Source organism: Paraburkholderia sp. GAS334 (assembly GCF_050436625.1).
Lineage (GTDB): Bacteria > Pseudomonadota > Gammaproteobacteria > Burkholderiales > Burkholderiaceae > Paraburkholderia.
Window position 1 is genome coordinate 421,248 of sequence record NZ_JBNDMO010000003.1, and the last position, 20,484, is coordinate 441,731.

General features: G+C 63.3%; 18 protein-coding genes. 1 reads left to right on the top strand and 17 read right to left on the bottom strand.

The features are described 5' to 3' along the window. Nucleotides 1-189 precede the first annotated feature (189 nt). Nucleotides 190-687, top strand: a complete 498-nt coding sequence (locus P3T21_RS08840) for a DciA family protein (RefSeq protein WP_429255536.1) — start codon at nt 190-192, stop codon at nt 685-687. Between the two features lie 87 nt (nt 688-774). On the opposite strand, the gene lpxC is transcribed toward P3T21_RS08840, so the two are convergent. The 17 genes from lpxC to mraZ form a co-directional block, all read right to left on the bottom strand. Continuing rightward, nucleotides 775-1,692, bottom strand: coding sequence for a UDP-3-O-acyl-N-acetylglucosamine deacetylase (lpxC, locus tag P3T21_RS08845; protein ID WP_429255537.1), 918 nt, complete (start codon nt 1,690-1,692; stop codon nt 775-777). A gap of 276 nt (nt 1,693-1,968) precedes the next feature. Further along, nucleotides 1,969-2,472, bottom strand: coding sequence for a peroxiredoxin (locus tag P3T21_RS08850; protein ID WP_429255538.1), 504 nt, complete (start codon nt 2,470-2,472; stop codon nt 1,969-1,971). 223 nt (nt 2,473-2,695) lie between these two features. Beyond that, on the bottom strand, nt 2,696-3,895 hold the full coding sequence (gene ftsZ, locus P3T21_RS08855; RefSeq protein WP_429255539.1) for a cell division protein FtsZ: 1,200 nt from the start codon (nt 3,893-3,895) through the stop codon (nt 2,696-2,698). 185 nt (nt 3,896-4,080) lie between these two features. Next, nucleotides 4,081-5,313, bottom strand: coding sequence for a cell division protein FtsA (ftsA, locus tag P3T21_RS08860; protein WP_429255540.1), 1,233 nt, complete (start codon nt 5,311-5,313; stop codon nt 4,081-4,083). A 27-nt stretch (nt 5,314-5,340) separates the two neighbouring features. Next, the gene (locus P3T21_RS08865; protein ID WP_429255541.1) at nt 5,341-6,093 is read right to left on the bottom strand and encodes a cell division protein FtsQ/DivIB; all 753 of its coding nucleotides are present in this window, start codon (nt 6,091-6,093) and stop codon (nt 5,341-5,343) included. A gap of 9 nt (nt 6,094-6,102) precedes the next feature. Continuing rightward, nucleotides 6,103-7,047 (bottom strand): D-alanine--D-alanine ligase, encoded by a 945-nt coding sequence (locus P3T21_RS08870; RefSeq protein ID WP_429255542.1) that lies wholly within the window; start codon nt 7,045-7,047, stop codon nt 6,103-6,105. 1 nt (nt 7,048) lies between these two features. After that, nucleotides 7,049-8,440, bottom strand: coding sequence for a UDP-N-acetylmuramate--L-alanine ligase (gene murC / locus P3T21_RS08875; RefSeq protein WP_429255543.1), 1,392 nt, complete (start codon nt 8,438-8,440; stop codon nt 7,049-7,051). Then, nucleotides 8,437-9,558: an undecaprenyldiphospho-muramoylpentapeptide beta-N-acetylglucosaminyltransferase gene (gene murG, locus P3T21_RS08880; RefSeq protein ID WP_429255544.1), complete on the bottom strand. Its 1,122-nt coding sequence runs from the start codon at nt 9,556-9,558 to the stop codon at nt 8,437-8,439. Before murG ends, murC begins: the two co-directional genes overlap by 4 nt. Then, nucleotides 9,555-10,823, bottom strand: a complete 1,269-nt coding sequence (gene ftsW, locus P3T21_RS08885; RefSeq protein WP_429255545.1) for a putative lipid II flippase FtsW — start codon at nt 10,821-10,823, stop codon at nt 9,555-9,557. Before ftsW ends, murG begins: the two co-directional genes overlap by 4 nt. Continuing rightward, nucleotides 10,820-12,361: a UDP-N-acetylmuramoyl-L-alanine--D-glutamate ligase gene (murD, locus tag P3T21_RS08890; protein ID WP_429255546.1), complete on the bottom strand. Its 1,542-nt coding sequence runs from the start codon at nt 12,359-12,361 to the stop codon at nt 10,820-10,822. The genes ftsW and murD overlap by 4 nt, the downstream gene beginning before the upstream one ends. Nucleotides 12,362-12,410: 49 nt before the next feature. Beyond that, entirely contained in the window at nt 12,411-13,580 is a 1,170-nt protein-coding gene (gene mraY / locus P3T21_RS08895; protein WP_429255547.1) for a phospho-N-acetylmuramoyl-pentapeptide-transferase, read from the bottom strand. Between the two features lie 17 nt (nt 13,581-13,597). Next, nucleotides 13,598-15,010 (bottom strand): UDP-N-acetylmuramoyl-tripeptide--D-alanyl-D-alanine ligase, encoded by a 1,413-nt coding sequence (locus P3T21_RS08900; RefSeq protein WP_429255548.1) that lies wholly within the window; start codon nt 15,008-15,010, stop codon nt 13,598-13,600. Then, entirely contained in the window at nt 15,007-16,551 is a 1,545-nt protein-coding gene (locus tag P3T21_RS08905; RefSeq protein WP_429255549.1) for a UDP-N-acetylmuramoyl-L-alanyl-D-glutamate--2,6-diaminopimelate ligase, read from the bottom strand. Before P3T21_RS08905 ends, P3T21_RS08900 begins: the two co-directional genes overlap by 4 nt. Continuing rightward, nucleotides 16,548-18,431, bottom strand: coding sequence for a peptidoglycan D,D-transpeptidase FtsI family protein (locus P3T21_RS08910; protein ID WP_429255550.1), 1,884 nt, complete (start codon nt 18,429-18,431; stop codon nt 16,548-16,550). Before P3T21_RS08910 ends, P3T21_RS08905 begins: the two co-directional genes overlap by 4 nt. After that, a complete protein-coding gene (gene ftsL / locus P3T21_RS08915; RefSeq protein ID WP_429255551.1) occupies nt 18,428-18,781 on the bottom strand; it encodes a cell division protein FtsL in 354 nt (117 codons plus the stop codon). Before ftsL ends, P3T21_RS08910 begins: the two co-directional genes overlap by 4 nt. Then, nucleotides 18,778-19,731 carry a 16S rRNA (cytosine(1402)-N(4))-methyltransferase RsmH gene (rsmH, locus tag P3T21_RS08920; protein WP_429255552.1) on the bottom strand — a complete coding sequence of 318 codons (954 nt, stop codon included), beginning with the start codon at nt 19,729-19,731 and terminating at the stop codon, nt 18,778-18,780. The genes ftsL and rsmH overlap by 4 nt, the downstream gene beginning before the upstream one ends. A 15-nt stretch (nt 19,732-19,746) precedes the next feature. Further along, nucleotides 19,747-20,175 carry a division/cell wall cluster transcriptional repressor MraZ gene (mraZ, locus tag P3T21_RS08925; protein ID WP_429255553.1) on the bottom strand — a complete coding sequence of 143 codons (429 nt, stop codon included), beginning with the start codon at nt 20,173-20,175 and terminating at the stop codon, nt 19,747-19,749. Nucleotides 20,176-20,484: the final 309 nt, after the last annotated feature.

Below are 20,484 nucleotides of genomic sequence, written 5' to 3' on the forward strand. Positions count from 1 at the left end.
GCAGCCCCGGCTGCGCCTGTGTCCATGGCGGAATGGCTGAGGTCTGCTCCAGCCGCGCCCCGGCTGGCCTTGACGGCGGCCTGGCGCGCGAGCCACGGGGTACAATCCAGGCATCACAGTACGTGGCGCGCGATGATGCCCGCGCTGCCGCCAGCTGGCCCGTCCTCATCCCGAAAGCCTGCAGAAAATATGAGCCGTTTCTCGTCGTTTTCAAGGCCGTTTTCAAACCAGAACGCTGCGCGCCGCCCGCAGCCGGTCGCCGAAGTGCTGAATCGCACCGACGCGTTCGCGGCGCTGCGTGCCGGCGTCGAGCAGATTGCCGCGCTGGAACGCGATCTGAAGCAGCTGCTGCCCGACTATCTGGCGACGAGCGTCGAGCCCGGTTTCATCAAGGATGGCGTACTGGCACTTTTCGCCGCACATAACGCGCTCGCGGCGCGCCTGCGACATCTTGAACCCCGTCTGGTGTCAGATCTTCAGCAGCGCGGGTGGGCAGTCAACTCGCTGAGAATCCGCGTGCGTCCGCAGGCGGTAAAGGAGCCGCCGCAGCCCAAACAGGCACGTATGACAGCGCGTGGCGCCGAAGCGCTGTACGAACTGAGCGAGACGCTCGCGCCTTCGCCGTTACGTGAAGCACTGGCCAGAATGGCTGCCCGCCATCGCATCAGTCGCGAGCCAAAAAAATAAGCGGCCCGGAAGGCCGCTTATTTTTTGTACAACTCGTCTTGTGCAACTCGTTTTCCACAGATCGCGGATCAAGCCGCCCGGTAGCAATCAGGCAAACGCCGTCTGCGTATCGTAGGCAAAGCCGCGCGGCGCCTTTTGCGGATCGTCGAACGTGACAATTTCATACGCATCCTCGTGCGCCAACAGTTCGCGCAACAGCTGGTTGTTCAGGCCGTGTCCCGACTTGTACGCGTTGTACGAAGCCAGCAACGGATGACCGACCACGTAAAGGTCGCCGATCGCGTCGAGCATCTTGTGCTTCACGAATTCGTCGTCATAACGCAGGCCGTCGTTGTTCAGGATGCGGTACTCGTCGAGCACGATCGCGTTATCCATGCTGCCGCCGCGCGCCAGACCCAGCTCGCGCATCATTTCCACTTCGTGCGCAAAGCCGAACGTACGCGCCCGCGCGATTTCCCGCACGTACGACGTATTCGCGAAATCGACTTCCAGCGCCTGCCCCGTCTTGTCGACAGCAGGATGGCGAAAATCGATCGTGAACTTCAGTTTGAAGCCGAAAAACGGCTCGAGACGCGCAAATTTGTCGCCGTCGCGAATTTCAACCGGCTTCGTAACCTTGATGAATTTCTTCGCGGCATTCTGCTCTTCGACGCCGGCCGACTGGATCAGAAACACGAACGAAGCCGCGCTGCCGTCCATGATCGGGATCTCTTCAGCGGTGACGTCGACGTACAGATTGTCGATGCCGAGGCCCGCACAGGCGGACATCAGATGCTCGATCGTCGACACCCGGGCACCGTCTTTCTGCAGCACCGAAGCCAGCCGCGTATCGCCGATCGCCATGGCCTGCGCAGGAATCTCCACTGGCGTGGCCAGATCCACACGCGTGAACACGATGCCCGTGTCCGGTCCGGCCGGACGGAGCGTCAGGTCGACCTTCCGGCCCGAATGCAAGCCGATGCCGACCGTCTTGACGATCGATTTGATAGTGCGCTGCTTCAACATGATGGTCTTCTATTCGATTGAAAATCCCAATCGGGACTTTTTATTCCATAGCGCGAATTATACTCCATCAACCTCACATCGGGTTTTCACCGAACGTATCAATCTGTTTCCCATCATTACTTCACGGAAACTTTGCGGAAAGCGTGACGGGCCGACGCCCGGAACGGAGGCGTTTCCGGACATCGGCCCGCGTAACGGCCAGTCACAAAAGCGTCATTTCACCGTTGCCTGCCTGCCACACTCGCAGGAACCAGGCGGCAAAACAGCGCCTCGCAGCTAGCTCAACGTGGCGAGAATACTCGCAGCATCGCTGACTTCGAATTTGCCGGGTGCTTCGACGTTCAGCGTCTTGACCACGCCGTTGTCGACCACCATCGCGTAGCGCTGGGAACGGATTCCCATGCCGCGCGCCGACAGATCCTGCTCCAGACCAAGCGCCCGCGTGAAAGCCGCACTACCGTCCGCCATCATGCGCACCTTGCCCGAGGTGTGCTGATCACGTGCCCACGCGCCCATGACGAACGCGTCGTTGACGGACACGCACCAGATCTCGTCGACACCGGCCGCGCGCAACGCGGCGGCCTGTTCGACATAGCCCGGCACATGTTTCGCCGAACAGGTCGGCGTGAATGCGCCCGGCAATCCGAAGATCACCACGCGCTTTCCCGCGGTCTGTTCGCGCACGTCGAAGCTGTTGGGCCCGATCGTGCAGCCTTCGCGCCCGTCTTCGATCAATTCGTAGACGACTGCTTCCGGCAGCTTTTCACCCACCTGAATCATGCTCAGTCCTTTACATCGATGCAGCGTACACCCGCACGTTTTCGTGTCGCAGTGAACCCATCTTTCGCCGACAGCCGCCCGATCCGCTTCGCGAATACGAAGAGGGCATCTGTCCCCGCCGCGCATCCGACGAAACGCGGCCTTGCTGGCAGTTCACTCGCCACGCCCGTGCATCCGACTGCTGGCACGCATCAACCGTGCCGCAGCGAAGGCCTGCCCGCGGTTAGTCCGCCTGCTTGCGCAGGAACGCCGGGATATCGTACGTGTCGACGCCCTTTTCCTGCAGCGCCTGCACATGCGAAGCCGCCGTATCACGCGACGTACGCCATACAGCGGGCGTATCCAGCGAACCGTAGTCCGCTGCGCTCGTGTGATGCTGCTGCGGCGCGTATGCGTGCTGATGGCCGCCGATCGGCTGGTTGTCGGTGCCGGTGCGCAGAAGCGTCATCGGTGCCGACTGCTGCTTCTTCGCCGCACGGCCCAGACCCGTTGCCACGACCGTCACGCGCAGCGCGTCGCCCATTGCATCATCGTAGACCGCGCCAAAAATCACGGTCGCGTCTTCCGCAGCATAACTCTTGATCGTGTTCATCACTTCGCGCGTTTCCGACAGACGCAGCGAACGGCTCGACGTGATGTTCACGAGCACGCCACGCGCACCCGACAGGTCCACCCCTTCCAGCAGCGGGCTGGCAACAGCCTGCTCAGCCGCGAGACGCGCGCGATCGACGCCGGCAACCGTCGCCGTGCCCATCATCGCCTTGCCCTGCTCGCCCATCACCGTTTTCACGTCTTCAAAGTCGACGTTCACCAGACCGTCAACATTGATTATTTCCGCGATACCGGCGACTGCGTTGTTCAGAACGTCGTCTGCGCACTGGAAGCATTTATCCATCTCGGCGTCATCGCCCATCACCTCGAACAGCTTGTCGTTCAGGACGACGATCAGCGAGTCGACGTGATCCTCCAGTTGCTGCGAACCAGCTTCTGCCACACGCATCCGCTTGCCGCCTTCGAATTCGAACGGCTTGCTGACGACGCCAACAGTCAAAATGCCCATCTCTTTGGCGATCTGCGCCACGACCGGTGCTGCGCCCGTGCCGGTGCCGCCGCCCATGCCTGCGGTGATGAACACCATGTGCGCGCCGCGCAGTGCGTCGGCGATGCGCTCACGGGCTTCTTCTGCTGCCGAACGGCCCATTTCCGGCTTGGCGCCAGCGCCGAGACCGGTGTTGCCGAGCTGGATCACAGCTGTGGCGCGCGAACGCGACAGGGCCTGCGCATCCGTGTTCATCACGATGAAGTCGACGCCTTGCACGCCGCGGTTGATCATGTGCTGAACGGCATTGCCGCCAGCGCCACCTACCCCAACCACCTTGATGATGGTGCCGTTGGTTTCGGTTTCCAGCATCTGGAATTCCATGTTGCCTCCGTCAAGAAAAAATGTACTGCCGCTAAGCAGCTACTCGGCCGTTATCCGGCAGGAGATCGGGCAACCTCCTGTCGCGCGCCAGCCGCCGGCACCGGCGCGTATTTCTGAAACCTGCTTCTGAAACCTGCTTCTGAAACCTGCAACTCAAGCTGTGCTTCTGGAACTGCTGTAAAGCCTCAAAAATTGCCGAGGAACCAGTCTTTCATGCGTCCCAGGACCTGGCCCATCGAACCTGACTGCACCGCGACCTTGCGACCGCGCATCCGTTGCGCCCGGCCTTCGACGAGCAGACCCATCGCCGTCGAATAGCGCGGATTGCGCACCACGTCTGCAAGACCGCCCGCGTATTCCGGCGCACCGATGCGCACCGGCTTCAGGAAAATGTCTTCGCCGAGTTCGACCATGCCCGGCATCATCGCCGCGCCGCCCGTCAGCACCACGCCGGAACTCAGCAACTCTTCGTAACCCGACTCGCGCACCACCTGCTGCACGAGCGAAAACAGTTCCTCGACGCGCGGCTCGACCACGGCCGCCAGCGCCTGGCGCGACAGCGTGCGCGGACCGCGCTCGCCCAGCCCCGGCACTTCGATCATCTCGTCCGGATCGGCCAGTGCCTGCTTCGCGATGCCGTAGCCGACCTTGATGTCTTCCGCATCCGGCGTCGGCGTGCGCAGCGCCATCGCGATGTCGCTCGTGATCTGGTCGCCGGCGATCGGAATCACCGCGGTATGACGGATCGCGCCTTCGCTGAAAATCGCGATATCCGTCGTGCCGCCGCCGATATCGACGAGCACCACACCCAGCTCTTTTTCGTCTTCCGTCAGCACCGCCAGCGACGAAGCAAGCGGCTGCAGGATCAGATCGTTCACTTCGAGGCCGCAGCGGCGCACGCACTTCACGATGTTCTGCGCCGCGCTCACTGCGCCCGTCACGATGTGCACCTTCACCTCGAGCCGGATGCCGCTCATGCCGATCGGCTCGCGCACATCTTCCTGGCCGTCGATGATGAATTCCTGCGTCAGGATGTGCAGCACCTGCTGATCGGTCGGGATGTTGATCGCCTTCGCCGTCTCGATCACGCGCGCGACGTCCGTCTGCGTGACTTCCTTTTCCTTGATCGCCACCATGCCGCTCGAATTGAAGCTGCGGATATGGCTGCCGGCGATTCCGGTGAATACGTTTGTGATCTTGCAATCGGCCATCAGTTCAGCTTCTTCGAGCGCGCGCTGAATCGATTGCACCGTGGCCTCGATGTTCACCACGACGCCCTTCTTGAGCCCCTTCGATTCGCTCTGGCCGAGGCCGATCACCTCGTAGTGACCTTCGCCTTTCAGCTCGGCGACGATGGCCACGACCTTCGCTGTCCCGATGTCGAGGGAGACCAGCAGATCTTTATAGTCTTTACTCATAGCGTGCTCATTGCGTGTGATGTCCGTTTACTTCTTGCCCTTGTCGGGTTCGCTGATAAAGCGCATGCCTGCCGCGCGAATCGCGAAACCGTTCGGATAGCGCAAGTCCGCATACTCAATATCTGTCCCCCAACGTTGCGTCACCGCGCCCCACGCCGCGGTCAACCGGTGCGAACGATCGAGGAGCGTGTCCTGATTGCGTTCGCGGCCCAGCTCCACCTGCATGCCGTTCGACAGCTTCACCGTCCATGCGTAACGCGGCGACAGCGTCACTTCTTCCGGCGTCGCTCCGAGCGGCGCAAACCACTTCGTGAAGTCGCGATAGCGCGCGACGACTTCCTTCGCCGTACCTTCCGGTCCATCGAAGGCGGGCAGCTCCTGCTCCAGTTCGCCCTGGTTCGCGGTAAACAGGTCGCCGTCGACGCTGACCAGCTGATCGCTGCCCCACGTTCCGAGCGGTTTGTACTCCTCCAGCGTGACAGCCAGTGCATTCGGCCACACGCGGCGCACGCTCGCGTGACGCACCCACGGCATCTGCTCGAACGCCTGACGCGCCAGATCCAGGTCGACGGTGAAGTAATTGCCCTTCAACCGCCCGACCACACCGGCACGCACCGTCGGCGAATTGATGTGCTCGGTGTCGCCGTCGATACGGATCTCGCGCAGCGCGAAGCTCGGGCGCTGGATCATCCAGTAACCGCCTGCCGCCAGCAGCACGAGCACCAGCAACGCATGCAACGCGTTGGAGGCGAAATTGAGCTGGCGAACGTTGTTCCACATGTCTAACCGTCAGTCCTTCAGTGTCAGCGACAGCACTTTCACCACCAGTTCCTGGTAGCTGATGCCGACCGCGCGCGCCGCCTTCGGCGGCAGCGAGTGATCGGTCATGCCAGGCGCCGTGTTCACTTCGAGGAAGTACGGGTTGCCGCTCGCGTCGAGCATGAAATCGGCGCGGCCCCAGTCGGTGCAGCCGAGCACGTCGAACGCGCGGCGCGCGAGCACTTTCAGACGCGTTTCTTCGTCGGGCGTCAGACCGCACGGAATCAGATACTGCGTGTCGTCGGCGACGTACTTCGCGTGATAGTCGTAAAACTCGCCCGCCGGAATGATGCGGATCACCGGCAGATCGAGATCGCCTGCGATACACGCGGTGTATTCGCCGCCGCCTTCGATGCTCTTCTCCACCACGACGATCCTGTCGAACTTCGCGGCTTCGGCGAGCGCGGCGGGCAATGCGCCGGCGCGCTTCACCTTGATGACCGCGACGCTCGAACCTTCGCTCGCCGGCTTCACGAAGAGCGGCAAGCCGAGCTTCGCGACGATGTCATTGGCGCGCGCTGCGTAGTCGTCGCCGCGCAGCACGGCTTCGAACGGCGGCGTCGGGACGCCGAGCTGCTGCCACACGAGCTTCGTGCGGAACTTGTCGAGACCGAGCGCCGAGCCGAGCACGCCGCTGCCCGTGTAACGAATGCCGTAGAAATCGAGCGCGCCCTGAATCTGGCCGTTCTCACCATAGCCGCCGTGCAGCGCATTGAACGCGCGCACAAAACCTTCGTCCTTCAACGCGGCGAGCGGACGCTCGGCCGGATCGAACGGATGCGCGTCCACGCCGGCATCGCGCAGACCTTGCAGCACGAGGCGGCCGGATTTCAGCGACACCTCGCGCTCAGCGGAATTTCCGCCGAGGAGCACGGCCACCTTACCGAATGTTTTCGGATCGATATTGCTGCTCATCTCAAGCCTTCTGTTCCTGGGCGATCCGACCTGGCACACCGCCGATCGAACCCGCGCCCATCGTGATCACTACGTCGCCGCTGCGCACCAATGCTGCGAGCGCATCCGGCACTTCATCCACCGTCTCGACAAATACCGGCTCGACCTTGCCCGTCACGCGCAGCGCACGCGCGAGCGCCCGGCCGTCGGCGGCGATGATCGGCGCTTCACCGGCCGCGTAGACTTCGGTCAACACCAAGGCGTCGACCGTCGAGAGCACCTTCACAAAATCTTCGAAGCAGTCGCGCGTGCGCGTGAAGCGGTGCGGCTGAAACGCCAGCACCAGCCTGCGATCGGGGAATGCACCGCGCGCCGCCGCGACCGTCGCGGCCATTTCAACCGGGTGATGCCCGTAGTCGTCGACGAGCGTGTACGTGCCGCCATCCGATGCCGGCACTTCGCCGTAACGCTGGAAGCGTCGGCCGACGCCGTTGAAATCCGCGAGTGCTCGCTGGATATCGGCATCTTTTACTTCAAGTTCAGTCGCAATTGCGATTGCGGCCAGTGCGTTCTGCACGTTGTGCGTGCCTGGCAGGTTCAAAACGATGTCGATCGGCGCTGCGTCTTCACGCATCGCGGTGAAATGCATGCGGCCATCTTTCGCTACGGCGTTGACCGCGCGCACCTGCGCGTCGGGTGCAAAACCGTAACGGATGATCGGCTTCGAGACGAACGGCAGGATCTCCTTCACGTTCGGATCGTCGACGCACAGCACCGCGATGCCATAGAACGGCAGCCGATGCGTGAACTCGATGAACGCCTGCTTGAGCCGCGCGAAGTCGTGGCCGTAGGTGTCCATGTGATCGGCGTCGATGTTCGTGATGACTTCGATCACCGGAAACAGATTCAGGAACGACGCATCCGATTCGTCTGCTTCAGCGACGATGAAATCGCCCGTGCCGAGCCGCGCATTCGCGCCCGCGCTGATCAGGCGTCCGCCGATCACGAACGTCGGATCGAGACCGCCCGCAGCCAGCACGCTCGCGACGAGCGACGTGGTCGTCGTCTTGCCGTGCGTGCCGGCAATCGCAATGCCCTGCTTCAGGCGCATCAGTTCCGCGAGCATCACCGCGCGCGGCACGATCGGAATGCGCCGGTGACGTGCAGCGAGCACTTCCGGGTTGTCGCTGCGCACAGCCGTCGACACGACGACTGCGTTCGCGCCTTCGATGTTCGCCTCGTCGTGGCCGATTGCAATGCGGGCGCCGAGAGCAGCAAGACGGTCGGTGACCGCGTTACGCGACAGGTCGGAGCCGCTCACCTGGTAGCCGAGATTGACGAGCACCTCGGCGATGCCGCTCATCCCGGCGCCGCCGATACCGACAAAGTGAATATGTTTAACGATGTGTTTCATTGTTGCCTTCCTTCCGGGCTCAAGCTCGGGATTACACCCGCCACGGCTGCGCAGATCTGCGCGACCTGCTCGGTGGCATCGGGTTTCGCGAGCGAGCGCGAACGCTCCGCCATGTCCGCGAGGGTTTCCCGCGTCTGGCTGCGCAACCAGTCGGCGAGGTTGTCCGCCGACAGGTCGCGTTGCTGCACGAGCAGCGCCGCACCGTGGTCGGCGAGAAACGCTGCATTGGTTGTCTGGTGATCATCTACTGCGTGCGGGAACGGCACGAAAAACGCCGCCACGCCCACTGCTGCAATTTCGGCGACCGTCATCGCGCCTGAACGGCAGATCACGAGATCGGCTTTCGCATAGGCGGAAGCCATATCGTCGATAAACGGCGCGAGTTGCAGGTCTTCTCCGGTCTGCAAACCGGCTTCCGCGTAGTTCGCTTTCAATGCGTCGATATGCTTCGCGCCCGCCTGATGCACGATGCGCGGACGTTGCTCCGGCGCGAGCAGCGCAAGCGCGCGCGGCACGACTTCGTTCAGCGCCGCCGCCCCAAGACTGCCGCCAACGACCAGCAGATTCAGCGGGCCACTACGTTGTGCGTAGCGTGCTTTGGGTGCCAATGTGAGCGCAAGTTCCTCGCGAATCGGATTACCTGTCCATTCGGCATGCGGCAACGCATCCGGAAACGCGACCAGCACGCGTTTTGCGACTTTCGCGAGCACCTTGTTCGTCAGGCCCGCGATCGAATTCTGTTCATGCAGAACGAGCGGACGGCCGCTCAATGCAGTCATCAAACCGGCGGGGAACGTGATGTATCCGCCCATGCCGAGCACGACGTCCGGCTTCACACGACGCAGCACGCTCAAACTTTGCACACACGCGCGCAGCAGGTTCAGCGGCAGCATCAGTTTCGTCTTGAGCCCCTTGCCGCGCAGGCCGCCGAAGCGCACGAATTCCATCGGAATGCCGTGCTTCGGGACGAGCGTCGCTTCCATGCCCGCCGGATTGCCGAGCCAGACGACGCGCCAGCCCCACGCCTGCATCCGGTGCGCGACCGCGAGCCCCGGGAACACGTGTCCCCCGGTGCCGCCGGCCATCACCATCAGCGTGTGCTGTTGCGTCGTGGTCATACCTTTCCCCCACGCATCAGCACACGATTCTCGTAATCGACGCGCATCAGCACCGCCAGCGCGACGCAGTTCAGCAAAATGCCCGAGCCGCCGTAGCTCACGAGCGGCAACGTCAAACCTTTGGTCGGCAAAAGACCGAGGTTCACGCCCATGTTGATGAAGGTCTGCGCGCCAAACCAGATGCCGACGCCTTTCGCAACGAGCCCCGCAAACGTGCGGTCGAGCGCGAGCGCCTGACGGCCGATCTCGAACGAGCGACGCACGATCCAGTAGAACATCAGGATCACGACGAGCACGCCGACGAAACCGAGTTCTTCACCGATCACCGCGAGGATGAAGTCGGTATGCGCTTCCGGCAGATAGTTGAGCTTCTCGACACTGCCACCGAGGCCGACGCCGAACCACTCGCCGCGTCCGAACGCGATCAGCGAGTGCGTCAGCTGATACGCCTTGCCCTGCGCATAGCGGTCGTCCCACGGATCGAGGTACGCGAAAATCCGTTCACGACGCCACGGCGACGCCCACACCAGCAGACTGAACGTGCCCACTGCAGTGGCGACCAGCCCGCCGAACAGCTTGCCGTTCACACCGCCGAGGAACAGCACGCCCATCGCGATCGCCGCGATCACCATGAACGCACCCATGTCCGGCTCGAGCAGCAGCAGCGCGCCGACCAGACCGACGGCAACCGCCATCGGCAGGAAGCCCTTCGCGAAGCTGTGCATGTATTCCTGTTTGCGCACCGTGTAGTTCGCCGCGTAGATCGTCACGGCGAGCTTCATGATTTCCGACGGCTGCATGTTCGTGATGCCAAGCGGAATCCAGCGGCGCGCGCCGTTCACGCCCTTGCCGATGTGCGGAATCAGCACGACCACGAGCGTGAGCAGCGCGATCAGGAAGAACTTCGGCGCGTATTTGTCCCACACGGAGATCGGAATCCGGAACGTAATGACCGCCGCGACCACCGCTACACCGAGCGACACCAGATGGCGCACGAGGAACGCGTAGTCGCGATACGCCGCGTACTTCGGCGAATCGGGCATCGCGATCGACGCCGAATACACCATCACCACGCCGAGGCCGAGCAGCGCGATCACCACCCACAACAGCGAGTGATCGTAGTCGAGCATGCGCGAGCGCAGCGGCCGCACGCCGTTGACGGCGCTGGCGAGGCCGCTGACCGTCGAGCGCGCGGACACGCTCTCGCCACCCGCGGAGCCGCGCTGTTTTTCGAGGCGTGAGCCGAAACGTTCGGACCAGCTCATATCATCGTCCCCCGTTCAGCAGCGATTTCTTCGACCGTGCTGCGGAACACCGCGGCACGATGCGCATAACCCTTGAACATGTCGAAGCTTGCGCAGGCCGGCGAAAGCAGTACCGCATCGCCCGGTTGCGCAAGCGCGCTCGCGGCGCGTGTGGCGTCTTCCAGTGTGGCGTGATCGGTGAGTGCGATGCCGGTTTCCCCGAGCGCCGCGCGGATCAGCGGCGCGTCGCGGCCAATCAGCATCACGCCGCGACACCAGCGCATCACGGGCGCGGCGAGCGGCTCGAAATCCTGGCCCTTGCCGTCGCCACCGGCGATCAGCACTGCACGTTGCGCGAGACCGTCGAGCGCGGCGACCGTCGCGCCGACGTTCGTGCCCTTGCTGTCGTCGACGTAATCGACGCCTTCAATCGATGCGATCAGTTCCACGCGATGCGGCTCGCCACGGTACTCGCGCAGGCCGTGCAACAGCGGCGCGCCGGGCAGGCCGATCGCGCGGGCGAGTGCAAACGCCGCCAGTGCATTCGCTGCGTTGTGCAGACCGCGGATGCGCAGCGCGTCGGCGGGCATCAGGCGCTTCAAGGCGATGTTCGGCGGCGTCGTGGTTTCGTGCTTGCGACGGCGCGTCGGTTGCGGTTCGTCGCTGGCGTCGCGGTCGTGCGCTTCGACGAGCCAGTTCATCGCGTTGTCGCGTAGCAAACCGTAGTCGCCGGCGCGCGTAGGTTCGTCCAGGCCGAACGTGACCATCGGCGCGGCCGCGTCCCCCAGGGAAACTTCCTTCGCGGCGCCCCCTGCGGGCGCAAGCGCCATGACACGTGCGTCGTCGCGATTCAGCACGCGGACGGTTTCCGGTCCGAAGATGCGGCCCTTCGCAGCGGCATACGCGTCCAGCCCGCCGTGCCAGTCGAGGTGATCCTGCGTGATGTTCAGCACGACCGCCGCATCGGGAGCAAACGTATGCGCGGTTTCCAGCTGGAAGCTCGACAGTTCAAGCACCCAGACGTCCGGCAGCGCCGTGTTGTCGATTGCTTCGGTCAGTTTGTCGAGCGCGGCCGGGCTGATGTTGCCCGCCACCGCGACCTTCTTGCCCGCGCGTTCGCACAGCAGGCCGGTGAGACTCGTCGTCGTGGTCTTGCCGTTCGTGCCGGTGATCGCGATCACCTTCGGCGCGTAGCCGTTTTCGTCGAGCGTCTTCAGCGCCTGTGCGAAGAATTCGAGTTCGCCCCACACGGGGATGTCTTTTTTGCGCGCTTCGGCGATCAGCGGCAGCAGATCAGCAGCCAGCGGCGACAGGCCCGGACTGATCGCAACCAGTTCCACGCCTTCAAGGAGCACAGGCGAAAACGGGCCGCCGACAAAGTCGGCATCGACGCCGTGCGCTTCGAGCCCGGACAGGTTCGGCGGCACTTCGCGCGTATCGGCAACGCGCAGCCGGCACCCGTGGCGCGCGCACCAGCGCGCCATCGCGAGACCCGATTCGCCGAGTCCCAGCACGAGCACCATCGGCTTTTGCCGATCCCGAAACTTCTCGCCAAACATCGCTTGCTTCCCTTTATTTCACTGCAATGGCCGAACAGCGTCGATCAGATCAACGCAGCTTCAGCGTGGACAAACCGAACAGGCACAGCATCAGCGTGATGATCCAGAAACGCACGACAACCTGCGTCTCCTTCCAGCCTGACAATTCGAAGTGGTGATGCAGCGGCGCCATCTTGAAGAGGCGTCGCCCTTCGCCAAAACGGCGCTTGGTGTATTTGAACCACGTGACCTGCAACATCACCGACAGCGTTTCGGCGACGAAGATGCCGCCCATGATGAAGAGCACGATTTCCTGGCGCACGATCACGGCAACCGTGCCGAGCGCGCCGCCGAGCGCAAGTGCGCCGACGTCGCCCATGAACATCTGCGCGGGGTGCGTGTTGTACCAGAGAAATGCGAGCCCGGCGCCGCCCATTGCAGAGCAGAAGATCAGCAGTTCGCCCGCACCGGGAATATGCGGGAACAGCAGGTATTTCGAGTAGACGGAGCTGCCCATCACGTAAGCGAACACGCCAAGCGACGCACCGACCAGCACGACTGGCATGATCACGAGACCGTCGAGGCCATCGGTGAGATTCACGGCATTGCTCGCGCCGACGATCACGAGATACGTCAGCACGATGAAACCCCACACGCCAAGCGGATAGCTGATCGACTTCACGAACGGCAGCAACAGGTCGGCGCGCGCGGGCAGGCCCATCGACAGACCGCTCCTCACCCACGCCATGAACAGGTCGAACACCCGCACGTTGCTCGCTTCCGACACGCTGAACGCGAGATACACAGCCGCAAACAGACCAATCACCGACTGCCAGAAATACTTTTCACGCGACGACATGCCGCGCGGATCCTTATAGACGACCTTGCGGTAATCGTCGACCCAGCCAATCACGCCGAAGCCGAACGTGACGAGGATCACGATCCAGATAAAGCGGTTGGTCAGGTCGGCCCACAGCAACGTCGCGACTGCGATGCCGAGCAGGATCAGCACGCCGCCCATCGTCGGCGTACCGGATTTGACGAGGTGAGTCTGCGGGCCGTCCATGCGGACAGCCTGGCCGACCTTCATCGCCGTCAGCTTGCGGATCACGGCCGGGCCACAGACGAGCCCGATCACCAGCGCGGTGATAGTCGCCGCGACGGCACGAAAAGTCAGATAACTGAACACGCGCAAAAAGCTTGCGTCATTCTGCAGCCATTGCGCCAGCGCCAGAAGCATGCCTCGGTCCTTCTATTTCAGTGTGCGCCGGGCGTCGTGCCCGGTGCGGAGGGTTGTGGACTCGTCACGGCGTCCACCACGCGTTCCATTTTCATGAAGCGCGAGCCTTTTACGAGAATCGTTGTTGCCGGCCCGAAGCCAGCCTGTTGCAGATGCGCGACCAGCGCGGCGGCGTCATCGAAATGACGCGCCTGTGCGCCGTACGCGCTGCATGCGTCACGCGTGGCGTCGCCGGTGGTGAGCAGCGTTTCGATACCGCGTTCCTTTGCATACGCGCCAACTTCGCGATGAAACGCCGGGCCGCTATCACCGACTTCACCCATGTCGCCCATCACCAGCACGCGCGGCGACGGCCGCGATGCGAGCACATCGATCGCGGCGCGCATCGAATCGGGATTGGCGTTGTAGGTGTCGTCGATCACCGTTGCGCCGGCGAACGAACCGGACGCAGCGCGCTTCACCTGCAGGCGGCCCTTCACGGCGCCGAATGCTTCGAGACCGCGCTTGATCGCATCGAGCGATACGTTCGACGCGAGCGCCGCGGCCGTCGACGCGAGCGCATTGCGCGCGTTGTGATCGCCAAGCACCTGCAACGCGACTTCGATGTGGCCCTTCGGCGTATCGACGCTCAGACGGTTGCCGTCGAACGTGCCGGTTACCGCCGCTTCGGTGGTGCGCTCCGCTGTATTGAGCGCGAAGTCGATGATCTGGCTGCCCGTGGCCGCAACGCGCCAGATGCTCGCGTACGTGTCGTCGGCGGGGAACACGGCCACACCTTCCGGCTTCAGCGCATGGATCACGCTCGCATGTTCGAGCGCGACGGCTTCGACAGTCGCCATGAATTCCTGATGCTCGCGCTGCGCGTTGTTGACCACCGCGACGGTCGGCTCGGCGATCTTCGCGAGCAGGTCGGTCTCACCCGGATGATTCATCCCGAGTTCGACGACTGCAAGCTGATGCGCTTCAGTGAGACGGAACAACGTGAGCGGCAGACCGATTTCATTGTTGAAATTGCCAGCCGTAGCGAGCCGTGCCTGTTCGCCGACAGCTGCAGCGAAAATCGACGCGATCATTTCCTTGACCGTTGTCTTGCCGTTGCTGCCGGTGACGGCGACGAGCGGCATCGAAAACCTGCGACGCCAGCCGCGCGCGAGCGCACCGAGCGCGACCCGCGTATCTGCGACGCGCAACGCCGGCACGCGCCAGTCGCCCGGACTGCGGGTAACGAGTGCGGCGCTCACGTGACGCTCAGCGACTTCGGACAGAAAGTCGTGTGCGTCGAAACGGTCGCCTTTAAGCGCGACAAACAGATCGCCGGGGCCAGCGGTGCGGCTGTCGGTCGACACGCGATCGAACGTGACCGATTCGTCGCCGAGAACGGTCGCGCCCGGAATCAGCGCCGCGGCTTCGCGTAGCGAATACATCGTCATTCGCCACCTCCGCGAGCCTGCGTCGCACGCGCGGCGAGCGCGAGGCGTGCGTGGTCCTGATCGGAGAAAGCGCGTTTCCTGCCCATGATTTCCTGTGTGGCTTCGTGCCCTTTGCCGGCCAGCACGATCACGTCCTCACGCGCGGCGTGGCGGATCGCATGCAGGATCGCGCTCGCGCGGTCGTCGATGCGGCGTGCTTTCGACGCGTCCTTCATGCCGGCGACAATCTGGTCGATAATCGACGCCGGATCTTCGCTGCGCGGGTTATCGCTCGTCACAACGACCGCGTCTGCGAACTTTTCGGCGATTGCGCCCATCAACGGACGCTTCGTCGCATCGCGATCGCCGCCGCAGCCGAACATGCAGACGAGTTCGCCACCGCGCGCGACCGCGATCGGGCGCAGTGCGTCGAGCGTCTTTTCGAGCGCGTCGGGTGTGTGCGCGTAGTCGATCACGACGAGTGGCTCGTCATTCTGCAAGCGGCCGCCGAGGCGCTGCATGCGGCCGTTCACCGGCTCCAGCTTTTCCAGTTCCTTCAGCGCGGCGTCGAACCGCACGTCGGCGGCGAGCAGCGCGCCCAGCACGCCGAGCAGATTGCTTACGTTGAACGCGCCGAGCGTCGCGACTTCGATGTCGGCATCGCCCCATTCGGAAGTCGTCAGATGAAAGGCCGTGCCGGTTGCGGTCGCGCGGACGTTCGAGGCGACGAGCGACGCATCGGCTAGCGCGTTTTCATGCGTTTTTTCGATGCCATACCCAATCGTGCGGATTTTGCCTTTCGCGTTGGCCAGCAGACGGCGACCGGCTTCATCGTCGCGATTGATCACCGCGCAGCGCAGGCCGGGCCAGTCGAACAGACGCACCTTCGCAGCTTCGTACGCGGCAAACGTGCCGTGATAATCGAGGTGATCCTGTGTGAGATTCGTGAACACGGCGATGTCGAACGACGTGCCGTTCACGCGCCCCTGATGCAGCGCGTGCGACGACACTTCCATCGCGACCGCCTGCGCGCCCGCGTCGCGCAACTGCGCGAGACTGCGCTGGAGTTGCGGCGCATCCGGCGTGGTGAAACCGGTGTGGACAAGTTGACCCGGCATGCCACTGCCGAGCGTGCCGATGATCGCGCAGCGCGTGCCAACCGCCGTCAGCGCCGACGAAATCCACTGGCTGCACGACGTCTTGCCATTCGTGCCCGTCACGCCGACGACGAGCATCGCGTCGCTCGGATCGCTGTACCAGGCGCTGGCAATGGAGCCGGCGAGCTCGTTCAGCGCGGGGACGGCGAGCGTCGTCGCAGGATCGATCGCGGCGGTGAAGTTTTCGGGCTGGACCAGCACGGCCGTCGCGCCGCGTTCGATCGCGTTGTCGATGAACGGGCGGTTGTCCGCGCCGTCGACGGCGTACGCGAGAAACACGTCGCCGGCCGCGATCGAGCGCGTATCGGCGTGCAGATGCGCCGCTGGCTGCACGCGGGCGTGCAGCCAGGTGAGCGCGTCGGCGATCTGCCGGTGCGCCGGATGCGCAGAACGCAGCGCGCTCATCGAACGACTCCGGGACGGGTCTTCGCGTTATCCGCGATGGTGAGTTTCTTCGCACCGCCAGCGCCCGTGGCCAGTTTTTTCGCGGCAGCCGCCGCGGCGGGCGGCGCAGCCGGTGTGGCAGGCGGCGCCGTATCGTCGGACACGACCATCTGCTTGACCGGCATATCCGGCGGCACATTCAGCGTGCGCAGCGTATCGCCGACAATCGACGAGAACACCGGGCCCGACACCTGACCGCCAAAGTGGCTGCCCGCGGTCGGTTCATCGACCGAAACGGCGACGACGATGCGCGGATTCGGCATCGGCGCCATGCCGACGAACGACGCGCGGTACTTCGATTTGTCGTAGCCGTGGCCGCCGTGCTTGTACGCCGTGCCGCTCTTGCCGCCGACGCGATAGCCCGGCACCGCCGCATCCGGCGACGTGCCGCCAGGCGCCGTCACGGTTTCGAGCATCGCGCGGACTTCACGCGCGGTAGTCGGCGAGAAGACCTGCGTGCCGGGCGCCGGCTGGTCGCCGGGGGTGCGGAAAATCGTCACCGGCACGATCTGGCCATCGTGCGCAATCGCGGTGTACGCGCGCGCCAGCTGGAACAGCGACGCCGACAGGCCATAGCCGTACGACATCGTCGCCTGCTCGATGCGCCGCCAGCTGTGCCACGGGCGCAGACGTCCCACCGCCGCGCCGGGGAACCCGACCTTCGGCGCCTGGCCGAGACCGATGCTGGTATACATATTCCACATCTCTTCCGGCTTGAGCGTCATGGCGATTTTGGTTGCGCCAATGTTGCTCGACTTCTGGATCACCCCGCCGACCGTCAGCACGCCAAACGCGCTGTCGTCGGTGATCTGCGCGCCGTCCAGCATGAAACGGCCCGGACCCGTATCTACCAGTGTAGTCGGCGTGACGCGATGCAGATCGAGCGCCAGCGATACGGTGAACGGCTTCATGATCGAGCCCGGCTCGAACACGTCCGTCAGCATGCGATTGCGCAGCTGTTCGCCGGTCAGGTGCGAGCGGTCATTCGGGTTGTACGTCGGATAGTTGACGAGCGCCAGCACTTCGCCCGTGCGTACATCGATCACCATCGCCGTGCCGGCCTTCGCCTTGAACTTCTCGACGGCCGCTTTCAGGTTCGTGTACGCGATGTACTGGATCTTGCTGTCGATCGACAGATCGACGTCGGCGCCGTTGTGCGGCACAACCTGCTCGTCGACGTCCTCGATCACGCGGCCCATCCGGTCCTTGATCACGCGACGGCTGCCCGAAATGCCGGCGAGCAGCTTCTGGTCGCCGAGTTCGACGCCTTCCTGGCCTTCGTCTTCGACGTTCGTGAAACCGATCAGGTGAGCGGTGATCTCGCCTTCCGGATAGAAGCGCTTGTATTCACCGCGCTGATAGATACCGGGAATGTCGAGGTCGGCGACTTTCTGCGCGACGTCGACCGGCACCTGACGCTTCACGTAGACGAACGTTTTGTCTTCCGAGAGCTTCGCGCGCAGTTCCTTCTGCGTCATGTCGAGCAGTTTGCTGAGCGCGGCGAGCTTGTCGGCGCCGAGATTGTCGGGCACGGATTCCGGAATCGCCCAGATTGCGCGCACGGGCAGGCTGGTCGCGAGCACGAGGCCGTTGCGATCGAGAATCTTGCCGCGCGTGGCCGGCAGTTCAAGCGTGCGCTGATAGCGGCTTTCACCCTGCTTCTGATAGAACGCGTTACCCGGACCCTGAATCCAGAATGCGCGAGCGGTTAGCGCGACGAACGCCATGAAGAGCAGGAACACGACGAGCTTCGAGCGCCACATCGGCAGGCGCACCGAGAGGATCGGGTTCGACGAGAACGCGACGCTCTTGCCGCCGTTCCGGCTGGTCGATTTTTTCATCGCACACCTCGCAGGCGGGCTGCGGAAGCGGTCGATGCCAAAGCATCAGACGCCGGCATCGGCGCGTCCTCGGCTTTCACTGCGCCCGGGTCGAGCGTCAGATATTGCGTGCGGCCGGTTGTCGCCGACTGCATCTTCAGGGACGTAGTAGCGATCTGCTCGATGCGCGACGTCTTGGACATCGCGCTCTGCTGGTATTGAAGCTGCGAGTAGTCCTGCTGCAGCTGTCGCTCCTGCGACTGCGCCCGCTGCAGCTGGATGAAGATCTGGCGTTGCTGATTGGTCGCGTTGACAACGGAAAGCGCGCAGCCCATCACGACGATCAGAAGGAAGATATTGAGGCGATTCATGGCGCGATACGCTCCGCAACGCGCATCACAGCCGAACGGGCACGCGGGTTCGCGGCGACTTCGGCGTCACTGGCGAACACACGGCCGATGATCCTGAGCGGCGGGCTGGGCAGATCGACGGCACGAATCGGCAGGCGGCGGTCGACCGCAGGCGCGCTCGCGTGCGCCTGCATGAATCGTTTGACGATCCGGTCCTCGAGCGAATGAAAGCTGATGACCACCAGCCGCCCCCCTTGCTCCAGCAACGACAGCGCTGCGTCTAAAACGACTTGCAGCTCCGCAAGCTCTTGATTGACGTGAATCCGTATAGCCTGAAAGGTGCGGGTTGCCGGATCCTTGCCCTTCTCACGGGTTTTGACGACGTTAGCCACGATTTGGGCAAGCTCGCCCGTGCTGACGAGAGGCCCAAGACGGTCGGACTCTGCCCGGCGAGCAACAAGCGCCTTTGCAATCTGAAAAGCAAACCGTTCTTCCCCATAATCTCGTATCACCTCCGTCAGTTCCTGCACCGTGGCCCGCGCGAGCCAGTCAGCAGCAGACTCGCCGCGCGTCGGGTCCATCCGCATATCGAGCGGGCCTTCGGCGCGGAAACTGAAACCCCGCTCCGGATCGTCGATTTGCGGCGACGACACACCCAGATCCAGCAACACGCCCGATACCCGCCCTACCCCGCGCTCCGCGATCGCGTCACGCAGTGAAGCAAAACTCTCATGCACGATTTCGAAGCGCGGATCGGCGATCTGCTGTGCTGTGGCGATCGCAAGCGGGTCTTTGTCGAACGCGATCAGGCGCCCGCTTTCCCCCAGCCTGCTCAACACCAGACGGCTATGACCGCCGCGCCCGAACGTGCCGTCCACATAGACGCCGTCCGTGCGCGTGACGAGCGCATCGACCGCTTCTTCCAGCAGCACCGTGCGATGCTGCAGTTCGTTTCCCATCGCAGGTGCCATATATGTAAACCGCGATCAGAACGTGAAATTCTTCAACGCATCGGGCATGCCCTGCGCCATCGCCGCCTGTTCCTTGGCGGCGTAGGTTTGCGCATCCCATAACTCGAAGTGGCTGCCCATACCGAGCAGCATCACTTCTTTTTCCAGCATCGCTGCCATCCGCAACTCAGGTGAAACCAGCACGCGGCCCGCGCCATCGAGATCGACGTCCGACGCGTTGCCGAGGAAAATCCGGCGCCACCAGTGGGCGTCCATCGGCAGCGCGGCGATCTTCGCGCGGAAGACCTCCCATTCCGGGCGCGGAAAGAGCAACAGGCAGCCGTCCGGGTGCTTGGTGATCGTCACCCGGCCTTCTGCCTGTCCTTGCAGCGCATCCCGATAGCGGGACGGAACCGACATCCGTCCTTTCGCATCAAGTGTGAGCGCCGACGCCCCTTGGAACACTTCTGCTCTCCCACGCAAGATGATTGCTGCCGGACGTTGAACGACGCCCGCGCGATCTCGAAAATTTACCTGAAATGACCCGGTAAATCACACAAATGTACACTTTCTCACACTGTCTCCCACTTTAGAGGAACGCTAAACACGGGTCAAGGGAGAAACACGCTTTTTCGAGGAATTTTGTTTGCTAGAACAAGGACTTAGCGCGACTCCTTCACGTCGCATGTAAAACGGAAAATCGTTATAAATGAATGAGCTACTGCGACTTGTGAAGGTGATACGTGAAAAGTGCGGGGGAAAGGCGCAGCGCGT

Bases quoted from the DNA above. Each gene is read 5' to 3' on its own strand.
- P3T21_RS08840 (WP_429255536.1), top strand. From the start codon at position 190: ATGAGCCGTTTCTCGTCGTTTTCAAGGCCGTTTTCAAACCAGAACGCT.
- lpxC (WP_429255537.1), bottom strand. From the start codon at position 1,692: ATGTTGAAGCAGCGCACTATCAAATCGATCGTCAAGACGGTCGGCATC.
- P3T21_RS08850 (WP_429255538.1), bottom strand. From the start codon at position 2,472: ATGATTCAGGTGGGTGAAAAGCTGCCGGAAGCAGTCGTCTACGAATTG.
- ftsZ (WP_429255539.1), bottom strand. From the start codon at position 3,895: ATGGAATTCCAGATGCTGGAAACCGAAACCAACGGCACCATCATCAAG.
- ftsA (WP_429255540.1), bottom strand. From the start codon at position 5,313: ATGAGTAAAGACTATAAAGATCTGCTGGTCTCCCTCGACATCGGGACA.
- P3T21_RS08865 (WP_429255541.1), bottom strand. From the start codon at position 6,093: ATGTGGAACAACGTTCGCCAGCTCAATTTCGCCTCCAACGCGTTGCAT.
- P3T21_RS08870 (WP_429255542.1), bottom strand. From the start codon at position 7,047: ATGAGCAGCAATATCGATCCGAAAACATTCGGTAAGGTGGCCGTGCTC.
- murC (WP_429255543.1), bottom strand. From the start codon at position 8,440: ATGAAACACATCGTTAAACATATTCACTTTGTCGGTATCGGCGGCGCC.
- murG (WP_429255544.1), bottom strand. From the start codon at position 9,558: ATGACCACGACGCAACAGCACACGCTGATGGTGATGGCCGGCGGCACC.
- ftsW (WP_429255545.1), bottom strand. From the start codon at position 10,823: ATGAGCTGGTCCGAACGTTTCGGCTCACGCCTCGAAAAACAGCGCGGC.
- murD (WP_429255546.1), bottom strand. From the start codon at position 12,361: ATGTTTGGCGAGAAGTTTCGGGATCGGCAAAAGCCGATGGTGCTCGTG.
- mraY (WP_429255547.1), bottom strand. From the start codon at position 13,580: ATGCTTCTGGCGCTGGCGCAATGGCTGCAGAATGACGCAAGCTTTTTG.
- P3T21_RS08900 (WP_429255548.1), bottom strand. From the start codon at position 15,010: ATGACGATGTATTCGCTACGCGAAGCCGCGGCGCTGATTCCGGGCGCG.
- P3T21_RS08905 (WP_429255549.1), bottom strand. From the start codon at position 16,551: ATGAGCGCGCTGCGTTCTGCGCATCCGGCGCACCGGCAGATCGCCGAC.
- P3T21_RS08910 (WP_429255550.1), bottom strand. From the start codon at position 18,431: ATGAAAAAATCGACCAGCCGGAACGGCGGCAAGAGCGTCGCGTTCTCG.
- ftsL (WP_429255551.1), bottom strand. From the start codon at position 18,781: ATGAATCGCCTCAATATCTTCCTTCTGATCGTCGTGATGGGCTGCGCG.
- rsmH (WP_429255552.1), bottom strand. From the start codon at position 19,731: ATGGCACCTGCGATGGGAAACGAACTGCAGCATCGCACGGTGCTGCTG.